We start from the raw sequence: 15,639 nt of genomic DNA on the forward strand, positions 1-15,639 counted from the left end.
AGCGCTCGGGCAGCGTGGCCCGGTGGGCGCCGAGCAGCTCGGCCAGCCCGATGTGGAACAGGCCCTGGATCTCGAGTACCGCTGGTGTCTCTGGCGTCTCGCCGACGACTCGCGCGTGGGAAGACGTGCTCGCCCACATCGAGGCGCAACTCATTTCGGGCGCCCTCGTGCCGGGCGATCACCTGCCGCCCGAGCGAACGCTGTCGGCCGAGCTGGGGGTGGGCCGGTCATCGGTTCGCGAAGCCCTTCGCGTGCTCGAGGTGCTTGGCCTGTTGCGCACGCAGACCGGGTCGGGGCCCGGTTCGGGCGCCATCATCATCGCCAGGCCGTCGGGTGGAATGTCGTCGTTGATCAGGCTTCAGGTTGCGGCGCAGGGGTTTCGTGTCGACGACGTGGTGAGCACCCGGCTGATTCTCGAGACGGCCGTCGCGGGGCAACTCGCGGCGCTCGCCCAGCCCGATCTGTCGGCGGCCCGTGAACTGCTCGACGCTATGGAGGTATCGGGAAACGCCGAGCCCACCACGGCCGAGTTTCTCGCGCTCGACGCTCAGTTTCACTATTCGCTCGCCGAGGCTGCGGGAAACGAGGTCATCGCGGCCATGATGACGGGGCTGCGCGACTCGATCGAAAGCTATGCGCTGGCGGGGGCATCCCATCTCGCATCGTGGCAGGCCACCTCGATCCGATTGAAACGCGAGCACCGCGCCATCGTCGCCGCCATCGAGGCGGGCGACCCTGCCGTCGCCCGGGCCACCGTCGACGACCATATTTCGCACTACTACGCCGAGGCTGGTTTCGGCACGGCACCCCTCACCCCACGTCTCACCCCGCCTCTCACCCCGAAAGGACTCACTCATGGTTGACCGTCGAATTCCGAAGGTGCGCGACCTCGCACCCCTGATGCACTTCAAGGCCCCCGACCTGAACGCGAAGCGGCGTCGCCTCGAATCGGCACTGACCATTGCCGACCTGCGCGACATCGCGAAACGCCGAACCCCGAAAGCTGCCTTCGACTACACCGAGGGCGCGGCCGAGGGCGAGATCAGCCTCGCGCGGGCCCGCCAGGCGTTCGAAGACATTCAGTTCAACCCGTCGATTCTGCGTGACGTGTCGAAGGTCACCACGGGCTGGGATGTTCTGGGTGCTCCGGTCTCGATGCCGTTCGGTATCGCGCCCACCGGGTTCACGCGCATGATGCAGACCGAGGGTGAGATAGCGGGGGCTGGCGCGGCCGCTGCGGCGGGCATCCCGTTCTCGCTGTCGACAATGGGTACCTCGGCGATCGAAGACGTCAAGGCTGCGAACCCGAATGGTCGCAACTGGTTTCAGCTGTACATGTGGAAAGACCGCGACCGCTCGATGGCTCTGGTTGAGAGGGCAGCCGCGGCTGGATTCGACACCCTGCTCGTGACGGTCGATGTTCCTGTGGCGGGGGCGCGGTTGCGCGACAAGCGCAACGGATTCTCGATTCCGCCGCAGCTCACGGCCGGCACCATCATCAACGCGCTGCCGCGGCCCGAATGGTGGGTCAACTTTCTCACCACCGAGCCACTGGCCTTCGCGTCGCTCGACCGCTGGTCGGGAACCGTCGGCGAGCTGCTCGACTCGATGTTCGACCCCACCGTGACGTTCGATGACCTGGCCTGGATCAAGGCGCAGTGGCCCGGCAAGATCGTGGTGAAGGGTGTGCAGAACATCGCAGACGCTCGCCGCCTCGCCGACCTGGGCGTCGACGGAATCGTGCTCTCGAACCACGGCGGCCGCCAGCTCGACCGAGCACCGATTCCCTTTCACCTGCTGCCCGAAGTTGTTCGCGAGGTGGGCACGGAGTACGAGGTTCACCTCGACACGGGCATCATGTCGGGTGCCGACATCGTGGCGGCTGTGGCGCTCGGGGCGCGGTTCACACTCGTGGGGCGTGCGTACCTCTACGGGCTCATGGCGGGTGGACGTGAGGGTGTCGACCGCATGATTCAGATTCTCGGCGACCAGATCGTGCGCACCATGCGGCTGCTCGGCGTCAACTCGCTCGAAGAGCTCACGCCCGAGCACGTGACGCAGCTCGAGCGACTCATCCCGCGGGCGCGGGCGACCTCGGCGCCGGTGCACATCGGGTAGCACTTTCTTTTCTCCTTTATTCGATTTTCTCTCACTACTGTAATGTGAGCGTTAGTCATTTAGAGTGAAGGTGCCACGGTGCCTCGCCAGAACATTTGGGAGTCGCAGTGGATTGTCTTGCCAGTACCGGGTTGCCGGTCGTTTCGTGGATCGTCGTCGGAGTGGTGCTCGTCGCCGCCGGGGTCGGGGTGTGGTTTGCGCTCCGCAAACACAAGCGCGGCGCTTCGGCGCTGGGGCTCGTGCTGCTGCTCGCGGGCGGCGGGGCGCTGATCAGCACGGCGGGGGCTCCCCCGGCGCAGGCGGCGGCGCACTCGGCTTCGTGCGCTGAGCGGCCTGTCGCCGGGGCGGTATCGACGTCGACGCCCGGGTCGGGTGGAGGCGCGGGCGCGGGCGCCGCTACACCGACGCCATCGGGGAGCCCTACCGTCTCGCCGATTCCCACGCCCACCCCGACGTTGACACCCCCACCTACGACCACGGCACCGCCCGCACCGTTGATCGACCTCACTCCGACCGCCGAGGTCGAACCGAGCATCCTGCCGAACGACACCCCCACAGCGGTGAACTACATCGTCACCGTGAAGAACGTGCTGAGCGACCCGAGCACCGGCCCGGTTGAGATCACCGTTGTCATTCCCGTCGAGAGCAGCGGGCCTGTCTCCTTCGGCGGTGGCGGATGGGCCCTCGACTCGACGAGGTCAGCCCCCGATAAGGTTTTCTTCACCTATTCCAGTCAAATTGCGGGCGGCGCCTCCTCGCAACCCCTCACTGTGCAGTTTCCGGACATCACTCTTGCGGGAGCTCCTGTTGCGATCACGACCACCATCGACGCGGGCTCCGGCGGTGACACCAACCCCGCCAACAACTCGGCGAGCGCCATCATCCGCCTCTTTGTGTAATTCACGACGGTGAGTTGAGCGTTCGGCACCGGATGCCCGAGCACGCGTTCTTCGGTGGCCACCGCCGCAGCGGAATGGGGGATACCACCTCCGGCTGATGCTCACGATAACGAGGCTAATATTCGATTTTCTCTCACTACTGTAATGTGAGTGTTAGTCATTTAGGGTGAAGGTGCCACGGTGCCTCGCCAGAACATTTGGGAGTCGCAGTGGATTGTCTTGCCAGTACCGGTTTGCCGGTCGTTTCGTGGATCGTCGTCGGGGTGGTACTCGTCGCCGCCGGGGTCGGGGTGTGGTTTGCGCTCCGCAAACACAAGCGCGGCGCTTCGGCGCTCGGGCTCGTGCTGCTACTCGCGGGCGGCGGGGCGCTGATCAGCACGGCGGGGGCTCCCCCCGCGCAGGCGGCGGCGCACTCGGCTTCGTGCGCTGAGCGGCCGGTCACCGGGGCAGTATCGACGTCGACAACCGGTTCGGGTGGGGGCACGGGGTCTGGGGCGGGCACAAACACGGGAACTCCAACGCCGTCCGGCGGTGCGACGGCCACGCCGACTCCCACACCCACAGTGACATCCACCCCGACCGAGCCACCCCTTCCGCTGATCGACCTCACTCCGACCGCCGAGGTCGAACCGAGCATCCTGCCGAACGACACCCCCACAGCGGTGAACTACATCGTCACCGTGAAGAACGTGCTGAGCGACCCGAGCACCGGTACCACTGCGGTCTTCGTTGACAGGCCCAGCGAGAGCCTGAAGGGAGCAGTCACCTATGCCGGCGCTGGTTGGACACTCGACACCACCTCACCCACTTTCCTCTACTTCATCTATGCCACCCCCATCGCTGGAGGCGCTTCTTCTCAGCCGCTAACGGTTCAGTTTCAGCAGATCACCCTCGCAGGCGCCCCTGTGACCATCGGAACCACAATTCCGACGGGCTCCGGCGGCGACACCAACCCCACCAACAACTCGGCGAGCGCCGTCATCCGCCTCTTCGTGTAGTTCACGACGGTGGGAGGGTGAAGCGCGAACCGTGCACAACCACTCCCGGAGGAACTCCGCAGCGGCGCGGTCAGTGTCGTGCAGGCGCGAGCGGCGGGCGTCAGTGCGCAGCGGCTTCGGCGCGCCGATATCGTGACTCCGCTTCGCGGGGTTCGGGCCAGGGAGAGGCCAGCGGGCATCCGGAGTCGCTGCGAGGCCCTTCGGCAGCGGATGCCCGAGCACCCGTTCTGCTGTGGGCCCCGCCGCAGCGGTGTGGGGTGTACCGCTTCTGGCTGATGCTCACGAGAACGAAGCCCTGTTCGTGGGCTCGCGTCACCCGTACCGCGCCCTGACCGCGCGGGGAGTACGAGGGCGACGGGCATCGCACATCGGCCACGCAGTGGCGCCACGCAGCGCACGAGACCACCACGAAGCGCACGTCGAACTCGGATGGCCGAGCAGCTCACGCCCGATCGACCGGGCGGAGGCGATCGACTTGCCCCAGACCGTCGCCACGCAAGGCGCACAACGACAGACTCGGGAAAGTCGACGAGCCCATCGGGTCAGGCGACGGGCGCGAGCGGGTCAGGCGACGGGCGCGAGCGGCGCAGCCGCCGCGAGCTCCGCGAGCACCGCCGCGAGCTGGTCGACCGCGAAGTCGAGGTCGGCCGGCGTGACCGTGAGCGGCGGCGCCAGCCGGATGGTCGACCCGTGCGTGTCTTTCGCCAGAACCCCGCGCACCATGAGCCGCTCGCAGACCTCGCGCCCCGAAGCGAGCGCGGGATCGATGTCGATGCCGGCCCAGAGCCCCGCGGTGCGCACGGCGACGACCCCGTGGCCGAGAAGCGCCGTGAGGCGCGCTGCCAGGTGCGCGCCCAGGGCATCCGCTCGCTCCTGGTACTCGCCGGTGGCGAGCAGCTTCACGACAGCGAGGCCTACCGCAGCGGCGAGCGGGTTGCCGCCAAAGGTGGAGCCGTGCTCGCCCGGGCGCAGAACACCCAGAACATCGGCGTTGCCGACGACGGCGGAGACAGGAACGATACCCCCGCCGAGCGCCTTGCCGAGCAGGTACAGGTCGGGCACGACACCCACCCGGTCGCACGCGAAGGTGCTGCCGGTGCGGCCGAGCCCCGACTGGATCTCGTCGGCGATCATCAGCACGTTCGCCGCCGTGCAGATCTCCCGCACGGCTGGCAGGTACGACGCGGGCGGCACGATGATGCCCGCCTCGCCTTGGATGGGCTCAAGCAGCACGGCGACGGTGTTCTCGTCAATCGCAGAAGCAAGAGCAGCCGCGTCACCGTACGGCACCGAACGGAACCCGGGCGTGAACGGCCCGAACCCGTCGCGCGCCGAAGCGTCGTCGGAGAAACTCACGATGGAGATCGTGCGGCCGTGAAAGTTTCCGTCGGCCACGATGATGTTGGCGAGGCCATCGGGCACGCCCTTCACGCGGTACCCCCACGCGCGTGCGACCTTGAGCCCCGACTCGACGGCCTCGGCCCCCGTGTTCATCGGTAGCACCATGTCTTTGCCGGCGAGGGCGGCGAGCGCCTCGACGAACGGGCCGAGCTGGTCGTTGTGAAAGGCCCGCGACGTGAGCGTGATGCGCCCCAGCTGGGCACGCGCGGCGCCCAGCAGCACGGGGTTCGAGTGCCCGAAGTTCACGGCCGAGTACGCGGCGAGGCAGTCGAGGTAGCGCTGCCCGTCGACGCCCGTGACCCACGCGCCCTCGCCCGACTCGACCACGATGGGCAGCGGGTGGTAGTTATGGGCGGCGTGCGCCTCTTCGCGCGCGATGGCCTGCTCGGTGAGCGAGCCGGCACCGGATGCCGCACCCTCGCCACTCGCGCTCCGACCCGCACCATCGAGCGTCGCAGCGGCGTTCCCCTGCACCCCGCCCGCCCCGCTCATCGGCGCAGCTCCAGCGTGCAGCACTTCACTCCGCCGCCGCCGAGCAGTAGCTCAGACAGGTCGACGCCGATGGGGTTGTACCCGCGCTCCCGGAGCTGCGCCTCGAAGCCGGTGGCGCGGGAGGCGATGACCACGTTGTATCCGTCGCTGATCGAGTTGAGGCCCAGTACGGCAGCATCGGCCTCGCTGACCAGAATGGCTTCGGGGTAGCGCCGCTCGAGTTCGGCGCGACTGGGGGCGTCGAAAGCGCTCGGGAGGTAGGCGATGGTCGCAGCATCCGGAGCCTCGTCGGCCGACTGGTTCAACACCGCAATGGCCGTGTCGAGGTGGTAGAAGTTCGGGTTGACCAGGTTCAGCGTGACGACCTCGCGGTCGTAGAGCCGCGCAACCTCTTCGTGGGAGTTGGATGCGCTGCGAAAGCCTGTGCCCGCCAGAATGGTGTCGCCGACGAGCATGAAGTCGCCTTCGCCCTCGTTGATGTTCTGGGGCTCGGCCACCGTGAAACCGGCGTCGGCGAACCAGCGCATGTACGCGGGGCCCTCGGGCTGGCGCTCGGGATGGGTGAAGCTGGCGCCGTAGGCGAGGTTGTCGATGACGAAACCGCCGTTGGCCGAGTACACCATGTCGGGCAGTCCGTCGATCTGATCGATGAGTTCGACGGTGTGGCCGAGGGCGATGTAGGTGTCGTAGAGCGTCTGCCACTGACGGAGGGCGAGGGAAGTGTCGGTGGGGATGGCCGGATCCATCCACGGGTTGATCTTGTACGTGACGGTGAAGAAGTCGGGGCGGCACATGAGGTAGGTGTGCGGGGCCGCGCGGCGCAGGGGCGGAGTCACGGGTGTGGCCAGGGTGACGGGGTCGTGCTGGGCAGCGGGCGTGACGGGCGCGGGGGTGACGGGCGCGGGGGTGACGGGCGCGGTGGTTAGTGGGGTAGACACGGGCATCCTCCGAGAAGAGTGGATGGCGGACGTTGTCCGAGAGGCTCCGAGGAGCACGCCAGGCCTCCAGTGTGGCACGCACTTAATGTCAACAGGTGGGCGTCGTGCGCTCGAAAGCGGCGCAAATCTACACCCCGTGCAATAAAAGTGCGTAAGCTCGTTCGAATGGATAACCTCGACTTTCGAATCATCGACCTCCTGAAGCTCAACGCGCGCACCGGTTACGGCGACATCGGCCAGGTCATCGGGCTCTCGGCATCGGCGGTCAAGCGCCGCATCGACCGGCTGATCGCCGACGGAATCATTCGCGGGTTCACCGTTCTGCTCGACACCTCGCTCGACGGAAAAGTGACCGAAGCCTACGTCGAACTGTTCTGCCGCGGCACCGTCGCCCCTGCCGAACTGAAGCGCATCCTCTCGGGCGTTCCAGAGGTCGTCGACGCCGGAACCGTGACCGGCAGCGCAGATGCCATTGTGCACATGCGTTCGAGAGACATTCCGAGCCTCGAGCTGGCACTTGAGCGAGTGCGCATCGCTCCGAACGTCGACCACACCCGCAGCGCCATCGTGCTGTCGAACCTCATCAAAAGGTAGCTGGTGGCTGGCGAGAGTGGGGCTGGCGGGGGTGCCGGCGGAGGCGCGGAGGCCATCAGCGCGAGCACCACGGGGGTTTCGAGTTGGGCGATGGATGCACGGTCAGCGGCGACCGCATCCGATCAGTTGCGCGTGCTGGTGCTCACCGACGTTCGAAGTGGCACTCTCGCACCGGGTGCTGCCCTGCCGCCCGTTCGGCGGCTCGCCGAACAACTTGGCCTCGCGCCGAACACCGTGGCGAAGGTCTACCGCGAGCTGGAACGCGACGGCGTGCTCGTCACGCGCGGGCGCGGGGGCACATCCGTTGCGCCCACCGGCGACGGGCCTCAGCGCCAGGCGCAGGTGGCGGCGCTCGAGTACGCGCGGCGCGTGCGCGAGCTGGGGCTCGGCGACGACGCGGCGCTGGCGACGATCGCCGAGGCGCTGCGCGCGGTCTGACGCGCTGCACCCCACGTGTGCTGCCTCCCCACAGCGAGCCGCCGTACCCGGCCCGCGGGCGCGCGGCTAGAGCAGGCCGTCGGCGAGACGCGCCAACGTGGCAGCGCGGTGCGCAGCGACGGTCACCGTCTGCTGCCGCAGGAACGGCAGCAGCTCGACGCGACCCGCGAGCGTGGCGGGCCCCGAGTAGACGGCCACGTCGGGGCTACCGCCGAGCGCGTCGGCCAGGGCGCGAGGGTCGCCCCCGAGCATCCGGATTCTCGGCGCACCGTCACCAACGACCGCCGCCCGTTGCAGCCACGTGGAGTCGTCTTCAACGAAGACCCGCACGTGCCGCTCCTTCAGCAGCGCGCGGAGCGGCCGGGGCAGCTTGAACGCAGTGCTCAGCGCGAGCGGCGATCCGGCGCGGGTCGCGGCGGCGAGCAAGCGCACCAGGTCGCGCAACTGCTCACCCTCAGAAACCCTGATCACCACGGCGACGGGGCGGTACCGCAGCACGCTCATCTCGAGCACGGTGAGCGATCGGTCACGCGGAGCGAATCGCTGCTGCCAGGCCTGTTCGTCGCTCACGGCGGCGCGGCGCACAGCGTCGAACTCGCGCCAGTCGAGCCCTGCCGTGGCCGCGGTGAGCAGCTCAGCGACGCTGGTCTCGAGGCCGGCAAGGCTGAGTTCCGAGCTGGCGACACCCTCCTCGGGCTGCCACGCTACGAGGCTCGCAACGAAGTCGGGGCCGCCAGCAGGGGCAGCTGGGCCGATGGATGCCCGGTTCCAACCCCCGACCGGCTGCCGATGCAGCACGGCTCCGGCCATTCCCCGGTTCACGTTCAGAGTGCCGGCCGACACCTGCGCCACCCACTGCCGCACCTCGAGCGCATCGAGCGAGTGCAGCCTGCCCGTGAGCCCGCCCGCGCTGGAGTTCTGCAACTCGATCGCTTCGGTGAGAGTGGCAACGTGCACGAGGCCCAGCACGGGCACCGGATGCTCGGCGCGCTGAAACTCGGAGCCCGCAGCCACTCCTGTGCGCACGCCCGGCGACCACAGTGCGCCGTCGGTGTCGAGCTGGCGCGGCTCGACGAGCCAGTGCTCGCCGGGGCCAAGGGTGGTGAGCGCCTGCAGCACCGCACCCGTCGCCGCAGCGACGAGTGGCCCGACCTGCGTTGCGGGGTCATCAGCGGTACCCACCCGCAGCGAGGTGACGGCGTCGACCAGTTGGCGGCGAAAACGGGCCGACTTCGCAACCGACCCCACCAGGATCACCGTGTGCACGGCCGAGCGCGCCTGGCCGGCGTGGTCGAACGCGCTCGCCACGATGTCGGCCACCGCATGGTCGAGGTCGGCGCTGGGCGTGACGACGATGATGTTCGCGGAGCCCGTTGCCGCGCCCGTTGTGACGCCCGCTGTAGCACCCGTTGCGTCGCCGGTCGCAGGGCCCATTCCGGCGCCCGTACCGGATGCTGCAGCATCACCCCTTGCGACGGCGCCATCGATCTCACCTCCGAACCGAAGATCGTGGCGCCCCGAGCGCAGCAGCACGGCCAGTTCGTGCGAGCCCGAGAACAGCACGCGATCGACCGCCGGATGCGTGGCGAGCGCACGCTCGAGCACGTATTCGTCGCGACCGAAGTCGAAGTCGAAGTCGAAGAGCGTGACGAGTTCGCGCCGGATGCCCGCCTCCCAGAGCGCCTCGACGAGCACAGTTGCCGAACGAAGGGCTTCGGGTGCCGGGCTCACGATGACTGCCGCACCTGCAGCGAGGGCGCCCAGAACATTTGCGGCCAGGAGCGATACGGCGGGCTGCGCCGAGGCGAGCACGACGAGAAGGCGCGGCGAGACGAACCGCGCACCGTCGACACGCCCGACCTCGTCAGCCTGCGCGGAAGAGAGGCGGGCAGCGTCTACGGCCTCGCTGACCTCGAGGTCGGCCTCGCCGATCGTGGCGCCAACCTCGGACGCGAGCACTTCGACGAGCCGGTCGCGGTTCGCCTCGAGCGCGAGCGCGCCGCGGCGCACGGCGGCTGCACGAACGGCGGGCGGTTCGGCGCCCCACGACGCGCCCGCCTCGGCCGCGTTGTCGAGCAGCTCGTCGAGTGCCCCGGTGGTGATCGAGATGGTGTCGACGGCTGTGATGGATGCCCCGCCAGAGCCCAGTGTCGAGTCGGGAACCCGGCTCAGCAGGTGCGCCGCCCACTCCCGGTTTGCGGCCAGCGCCGGGTCGGTGTTCGGCGTGGTACTGAGTGCGCCAACAGAGGAACGCGGCGACGAACCAGCCGCACGCGCAGCAAGATCGTCGGGCCGCAGGCGATTCTGCGTTCGGTTCGGTCGGGCCTCGCTCAGCGTCGAAGACAGCGCCCCCGAAGCCGACTCCACCGCCGACTCCCCCGGGCCCGCCTCACTCAGCTCCTCCGCCGACGCGAGTTCCCGCACCGAGGCAAGAAACCGCTTCTGCTCCCGATCGAACAGCGCGTCGCCCGCCCCGAGCTCGATCGCTGCCGGGAGAAACCCTTCGCCCGCCAGCATCCCGCCGAGCTGCCCCACCACGTGAGCGACCGCCGCGTCGAACTCCCGCGGATTCACCACCGGCACGTAGAGCGTCAGCCCGCCGACGTGCCGCGCCACCACCTGCGCGTGCGCCGCCGCCAGCGAGGCCACAGCTGAGAGCATCTCGACGTGCACCCACTCAGTGACCCCCCGCCGCTCGGCGAGCAACCAGGCGAAAGCGATGTCGAACAGGTTGTGGGTTGCGATGCCGATGCGGAGGGCATCCAGCCTCGCAGGCGTCAACGCCCAGTCGAGCAGCCGCTTGAAGTTCGTGTCGGTCTGAAGCGCACTGTCGAAGGTCGCCAGCGGCCAGTTCTGGATGCCCGCCTCGGCGACCTCGCCCGCCAGGTTCGCCCCTTTCACCAACCGCACGGTGATCGGCGCCCCGCCTCGCTCGACGCGCGCGGCGCTGAAGCGCTGCAGGCCCTGCAGCACCCCGAGCGCCTCGGGAAGGTATGCCTGCAGCACGATTGCGGCCTCGAGCCTCAGAAACTCGGGCCGGCCGAGCACCCGTTCGAACACGGCAATGGTGAGATCGAGATCGCAGTACTGCTCGATGTCGAGGGTGATCAGCGTGGCGCGCCGGTCGGAGCCTGCAGCGGGCAACGCCGCCCGGTACAGCGGAACCAGCGCGTGTGCGACGCGTTCGACCGTCTCATCGAAGGCCCACAGCGAGACGTTCGCGGCGACCGACCGCACTGACAGCGAGACGGCATCGACGTCGTCGCGCTGCACGAGCGCGAGGATGCCCTCGAGCCGGGCCGCGGCCGCGGCATCGCCCAGAACGGGGTCGCCGAGAAGGGTGAGCGTGAGGCGGGATCCGTCGGCGGTGAGCTCTGCGATGGAGTCGGCGAGCTTCGACGGGGTGGCATCGATGACGAGGTGTCCGAGGGCCTGGCGTAGCGCCCGCTTCGCCAGCGGAACGACGGCCCAGGGCAGGGCTTGCCCCACGGTTCCGCCGGCGCGGAGGGCCGAACGCAGCGGCGCCGGCAGAGCATCGGGCGCCAGTTCGGCGAGCTTCTCGAGGTTCGCGGCCGCCACGGCCAGGTCGTCGGGACGCATGACGCCGTCGACGAAGTCGAGCGCGAACGCGAGGGTCTCGGGTGCGGCCAGGGCGGCGGCCAGACGGGCTTCGGAAGGGTCGGGCGGCAGCTGAGCGCTTTCGCGCAGCCACTCGCGCACCAGCAGGGCCGCTTCGTCGGCGAGCCCCGGGAGGCCGGCCGGCGCGCCGGGCACTTCGGCGCTGCCGGGCTCGACCTGCTCGACCCCAGCCTCAGCCTGCGCCTCGTCGAGCTCCGCTGCCCCGGGGTTCTCCGCGTGTTCGATCATGCTCTGACACTAACCCGCAGACCGGCCGCCACGGCCTAGTGCCAGCGGTGATCCTGAATGGTGGCGCGCGGCGCGAACCGCGGCTTCGGAACACCGCTTGCCAGAATGAGCCGCACCACCCGCTGCCGGTGCCCCCGCCACGGCTCGAGCAGCTCGAGCATGCCCGCGTCATCGACCGGTTCGCCGATGAGCACCCACCCCACATGGGCTGCAAGATGGTAGTCGCCGACACTGACGGCATCAGGATGCCCGTGCGAGCGCTGGCTCGTCTCCGCCGCCGTCCACGGGCCGATGCCGCTCACGGTCTGCAGCTTCTCGAGCACGCCCGCCACCGAACGACCGGCGGCCGCGAGACGGTCGAGCCCGGAGGCGACCGCTGCCGCCGCCATGATGGCCCGCGAACGTTCGGGGCCGACCCCCGCCCGGTGCCACTCCCACGACGGGATCAGCTGCCAGCCGCGCACGCTCGGCTGTACGCGCATGCCCTCGGGCGCGGGCCCCGGAGGCACCTCGCCGTACTTCGCCACGAGGTACCGCCACGCCCTGCGCGCCTCGACTGTGGTGATCTTCTGCTCGAGGATGGTGGGCACCAGGGTCTCGAAGACGAGCGAGGTGCAGGTGAGCCACAGGGCCGGGTGGCGCCGCCGCACCTCGGCGAGGGGTGGCACGGCGCTGAGGTCGAGCCCCGACCAGTCGTCTGATTTGCCGAGCAGCTCGGGCAGGGCATCCAGAGCCCATTCGGCGCCCGGGCCCCACGCCGTGGCCAGAACGTCAGCCCCGCGACTCTCGACGTGCAGCGTGACCGGGCCGAGAGGGGTGCGGGAGACCCGCCAGAACCCGTTCGGGGTGAAGCGCATGGTGGGTTCGGTGACGCCACGCAGCAGCGGGCCGACGGTCTGACGCAGGTTCACCGGGTGCGCGGGCGTGTACACCGTGCTGAGCGGTGCAAGCGCGGGCGCGGCGACGGAGCGGCCTGTGGCAAGCCGTACGCCCGTCTGCCGTGTGGCGTTGAGCTGTGCATCCATCGTGCTCAGAAGACTAAGTCGTTCGTCTGACACTCGCGAACCGACAGGCCTATGCTCGGGGCATGAACAGCGAACCCGCCACCCTCACGGCCGACGTCGTCATCGTCGGCGGCGGCCACAACGGCCTCGTCGCGGCGGCCTACCTCGCCCGCGCCGGGCTCGCCGTGACGGTGCTCGAACGCCTGCCAGAGCTCGGCGGGGCGGCCGTCTCGGCGAGCCCGTTCGAGGGGGTGGATGCCCGGCTCTCGCGCTACTCCTACCTTGTGAGCCTTCTTCCGCAGCAGATCATCACCGAACTCGGGCTCGACCTCACCCTGGTGCGGCGCCGCTACTCGTCGTACACGCCGGTGCCGCGCGGAACCGCCGGTCTCCCCGGCGACGGCGACCTGCGCGCCACCGCCGGCCTCCTCATCGACACGGCCGACCCCGATGCCACCCGCGCCTCGTTCGCCGCCATCGGGGCCGCCGCCGACGCCGACCCCTTCACCGACTTCTACGAGCACACTCGCCGCCTCGCCGAGGTGGTCTGGCCCACCCTCACCGGCCCCCTGCCCCGCCGCAGCGACCTTCGCGAACGCCTCGCCGCCGACCATCTCTGGCACTCCATGATCGAGCGACCCATCGGCGAGGTCATCGAGCGCCACCTCGCGAACGACGTCGTGCGCGGGGTCGTACTGACCGACGCCCTCATTGGAACCTTCGCCCGCGCCCACGACGCCGACCTCGCCCAGAACATCTGCTTTCTCTACCATCTCATCGGCGGCGGCACCGGCGACTGGGATGTACCCGTGGGCGGCATGGGAGCCGTCACCACCGCACTCGCCACCGCCGCCCGCTCGGCCGGCGCCACCCTCGTGACCGGTGCCGACGTGACGGCCGTGTCGCCCACCGGTGAGGTCACCTACGCTCTGGATGCCCGCCCGCACACCCTCCGCGCCGACACCGTGCTGGCGAACGTCTCGCCCACCGAGCTGGCGCGGCTGCTCTCCGCCGCGAGTGGTTCACCCGGCACGCCCGCGGGTGCGGCCGCCCCCGAAGGCGCCCAGGCCAAGGTCAACCTCATGCTCACCCGCCTGCCCGCCCTGCGCGACCCCTCCCTCTCACCCGAGGCCGCGTTCGGCGGTACCTTCCACATCAACGAGACCTACAGCCAACTCGATGCGGCCTACCTCTCTGCCGCCAGTGGCGCCCTCCCCCGGCCGCTGCCGGCTGAGATCTACTGCCACTCACTGGCCGACCCGAGCATCCTCTCGCCCGAACTGCGCGCTGCCGGCGCCCACACCCTCACTGTCTTCGCCCTTCACGTGCCGCACCGCCTCGTCACCGAGGAGACCAACGACGCGTTTCGCGACGAAGTTCAGGCGGCCGTGCTCGCCTCGCTGAACAGCGTTCTGGCTGAACCCATCGAAGACTGCCTGATGCTGGATGCCCGGGGGCGACCCTGCATCGAAACCAAGACCACCCTCGACCTCGAGCACGCGCTGCGCCTGCCCGGCGGAAACATCTTCCACGGCACCCTCAGCTGGCCCTTCGCCGACGACGACGAGCCGCTCGACACCCCCGCCCAGCGGTGGGGTGTGGCGACGGAGCACGAGCGGATCCTGCTGTGCGGTTCAGGCTCACGCCGAGGAGGAGCAGTGAGTGGCCTCGGCGGCCACAGCGCGGCGATGGCCGTGATCGAACGAGTGACGGCCGCCGCGCAAGCCCAGGGCAGCGGGCAAGGAGAGCCGGGCATCCACCATTAGTCTGACTGCGTGACCATCACCGACAACGCTGTTTACGTCGACGGCAGACGCACTGCCGAACCAAAGAACCTCGACGAGACCTTCGAGGTCATGCGCGCCAACCAGGGCGTGGCCTGGATCGATATGAACCGGCCCGACAAAGCCGAACTACAGGCCGTCGCCGACGAGCTGAGCCTGCACCACCTCGCCGTGACCGATGCCCTCACCGGCCACCAGCGCGCCAAACTCGAGCGCTACGGTGAGACGCTGTTCATCGTTCTGCGCCCCGCGAAGTACCTCGACGACGTCGAAAAAGTGCAGTTCGGTGAAGTGCACCTCTTTCTCGGACCCGACTTCGTGGTCTCGGTGAACCACTTCGACTTCCCCGACATCGACGCAGTTCGGCGCCGGCTCGAGGCGCACCCCGACCTGCTCGCCGAGGGCACCCACACGATTCTCTACGGCATCCTCGATCTCATCGTCGACGACTATGCCCCCGTACTCTCGGGCCTCGAAAACGACATCGACGAGATCGAAGACCAGATCTTCAGCGGCGACCGCGACGTCTCCCGCCGCATCTACGACCTGCTGCGCGAAGTCATCTCGTTTCAGCGCGCCACCACCCCCCTCGAAGACATGATCAGCCGCCTCGTCGAAGGCCTCAGCGCCGACGGCGACCTCGAAATCAAACGCCACTTTCGTGACGTGCTCGACCATGTCATCCGGCTCACAGAGCGGGCTGATTCGTATCGTTCGCTTCTCGAAAACGGCCTCACGGTTCACTCGACGCTCATCGCGCAGAAACAGAACGACGAGATGACGCGAATGACCGAGACGAGCCTCGCCCAGGGCGAGCAGGTGAAGAAGATCTCGTCGTGGGCTGCGGTGCTGTTTGCTCCCACACTGGTGGCAGCGATCTACGGGATGAACTTCACAAACATGCCCGAACTGAAGTGGTTTCTCGGGTACCCGTTTGCGTTGGCGTTGATGCTCGGATCGGGCGTGGCGCTGTACTTCGCGTTCAAGAAGCGCGGTTGGCTCTAGGGGCGAAAAAGTTTTTTGAGATTCTTTTCTGGTGGGGGTCGATTTGGGCCCTATTTGTTGAGTGAATGTCAGTGGTTGGTGGTTGACTTGGGTCATGAACG

Annotated in this window: 12 protein-coding genes; 8 read left to right on the top strand and 4 right to left on the bottom strand. The window is 68.7% G+C overall.

What is annotated here, in order from left to right:
* Nucleotides 1-50 precede the first annotated feature (50 nt).
* The 4 genes from QN358_RS17275 (at nucleotide 51) to QN358_RS17290 (ending at nucleotide 4,015) form a co-directional block, all read left to right on the top strand.
* Nucleotides 51-863 carry a FadR/GntR family transcriptional regulator gene (locus QN358_RS17275; RefSeq protein ID WP_323513097.1) on the top strand — a complete coding sequence of 271 codons (813 nt, stop codon included), beginning with the start codon at nucleotides 51-53 and terminating at the stop codon, nucleotides 861-863.
* Nucleotides 856-2,118, top strand: coding sequence for an alpha-hydroxy acid oxidase (locus QN358_RS17280; protein WP_136642793.1), 1,263 nt, complete (start codon nucleotides 856-858; stop codon nucleotides 2,116-2,118). The genes QN358_RS17275 and QN358_RS17280 overlap by 8 nt, the downstream gene beginning before the upstream one ends.
* Nucleotides 2,119-2,225: 107 nt before the next feature.
* Nucleotides 2,226-3,017: a hypothetical protein gene (locus QN358_RS17285; RefSeq protein ID WP_136642792.1), complete on the top strand. Its 792-nt coding sequence runs from the start codon at nucleotides 2,226-2,228 to the stop codon at nucleotides 3,015-3,017.
* A gap of 209 nt (nucleotides 3,018-3,226) precedes the next feature.
* Nucleotides 3,227-4,015: a hypothetical protein gene (locus QN358_RS17290; RefSeq protein ID WP_136642791.1), complete on the top strand. Its 789-nt coding sequence runs from the start codon at nucleotides 3,227-3,229 to the stop codon at nucleotides 4,013-4,015.
* Between the two features lie 564 nt (nucleotides 4,016-4,579).
* On the opposite strand, the gene rocD is transcribed toward QN358_RS17290, so the two are convergent.
* Both rocD and ddaH read right to left on the bottom strand, forming a co-directional pair.
* Nucleotides 4,580-5,908: an ornithine--oxo-acid transaminase gene (rocD, locus tag QN358_RS17295; RefSeq protein WP_136642790.1), complete on the bottom strand. Its 1,329-nt coding sequence runs from the start codon at nucleotides 5,906-5,908 to the stop codon at nucleotides 4,580-4,582.
* On the bottom strand, nucleotides 5,905-6,756 hold the full coding sequence (ddaH, locus tag QN358_RS17300) for a dimethylargininase (RefSeq protein ID WP_338054636.1): 852 nt from the start codon (nucleotides 6,754-6,756) through the stop codon (nucleotides 5,905-5,907). Before ddaH ends, rocD begins: the two co-directional genes overlap by 4 nt.
* A gap of 255 nt (nucleotides 6,757-7,011) precedes the next feature.
* Between ddaH and QN358_RS17305 the strand changes: the two genes are divergently transcribed.
* Nucleotides 7,012-7,440: an Lrp/AsnC family transcriptional regulator gene (locus QN358_RS17305; RefSeq protein ID WP_116281334.1), complete on the top strand. Its 429-nt coding sequence runs from the start codon at nucleotides 7,012-7,014 to the stop codon at nucleotides 7,438-7,440.
* A 3-nt stretch (nucleotides 7,441-7,443) separates the two neighbouring features.
* On the top strand, nucleotides 7,444-7,878 hold the full coding sequence (locus QN358_RS17310; RefSeq protein ID WP_237280429.1) for a GntR family transcriptional regulator: 435 nt from the start codon (nucleotides 7,444-7,446) through the stop codon (nucleotides 7,876-7,878).
* Nucleotides 7,879-7,944: 66 nt separating this feature from the next.
* Here QN358_RS17310 and QN358_RS17315 read toward each other — a convergent pair whose 3' ends face one another.
* Both QN358_RS17315 and QN358_RS17320 read right to left on the bottom strand, forming a co-directional pair.
* Nucleotides 7,945-11,745: a proline dehydrogenase family protein gene (locus QN358_RS17315; RefSeq protein ID WP_323513094.1), complete on the bottom strand. Its 3,801-nt coding sequence runs from the start codon at nucleotides 11,743-11,745 to the stop codon at nucleotides 7,945-7,947.
* A gap of 35 nt (nucleotides 11,746-11,780) precedes the next feature.
* A complete protein-coding gene (locus QN358_RS17320; protein WP_323513095.1) occupies nucleotides 11,781-12,770 on the bottom strand; it encodes a DNA-3-methyladenine glycosylase 2 family protein in 990 nt (329 codons plus the stop codon).
* 62 nt (nucleotides 12,771-12,832) lie between these two features.
* Between QN358_RS17320 and QN358_RS17325 the strand changes: the two genes are divergently transcribed.
* Nucleotides 12,833-14,515, top strand: coding sequence for an NAD(P)/FAD-dependent oxidoreductase (locus tag QN358_RS17325; RefSeq protein ID WP_323513096.1), 1,683 nt, complete (start codon nucleotides 12,833-12,835; stop codon nucleotides 14,513-14,515).
* Nucleotides 14,516-14,524: 9 nt separating this feature from the next.
* Nucleotides 14,525-15,538, top strand: coding sequence for a magnesium and cobalt transport protein CorA (locus tag QN358_RS17330; RefSeq protein ID WP_136642787.1), 1,014 nt, complete (start codon nucleotides 14,525-14,527; stop codon nucleotides 15,536-15,538).
* Nucleotides 15,539-15,639: the final 101 nt, after the last annotated feature.

The sequence above is a fragment of the Subtercola sp. RTI3 genome, assembly GCF_035018625.1.
In the GTDB taxonomy this organism is placed as follows: Bacteria; Actinomycetota; Actinomycetes; order Actinomycetales; family Microbacteriaceae; genus Subtercola; species Subtercola vilae.

What these genes read in the sequence shown, in the direction of transcription:
- QN358_RS17275 (WP_323513097.1), top strand. Translation starts at nt 51, where the DNA reads ATGTGGAACAGGCCCTGGATCTCGAGTACCGCTGGTGTCTCTGGCGTC.
- QN358_RS17280 (WP_136642793.1), top strand. Translation starts at nt 856, where the DNA reads ATGGTTGACCGTCGAATTCCGAAGGTGCGCGACCTCGCACCCCTGATG.
- rocD (WP_136642790.1), bottom strand. Translation starts at nt 5,908, where the DNA reads ATGAGCGGGGCGGGCGGGGTGCAGGGGAACGCCGCTGCGACGCTCGAT.
- QN358_RS17305 (WP_116281334.1), top strand. Translation starts at nt 7,012, where the DNA reads ATGGATAACCTCGACTTTCGAATCATCGACCTCCTGAAGCTCAACGCG.
- QN358_RS17315 (WP_323513094.1), bottom strand. Translation starts at nt 11,745, where the DNA reads ATGATCGAACACGCGGAGAACCCCGGGGCAGCGGAGCTCGACGAGGCG.
- QN358_RS17320 (WP_323513095.1), bottom strand. Translation starts at nt 12,770, where the DNA reads ATGGATGCACAGCTCAACGCCACACGGCAGACGGGCGTACGGCTTGCC.
- QN358_RS17325 (WP_323513096.1), top strand. Translation starts at nt 12,833, where the DNA reads ATGAACAGCGAACCCGCCACCCTCACGGCCGACGTCGTCATCGTCGGC.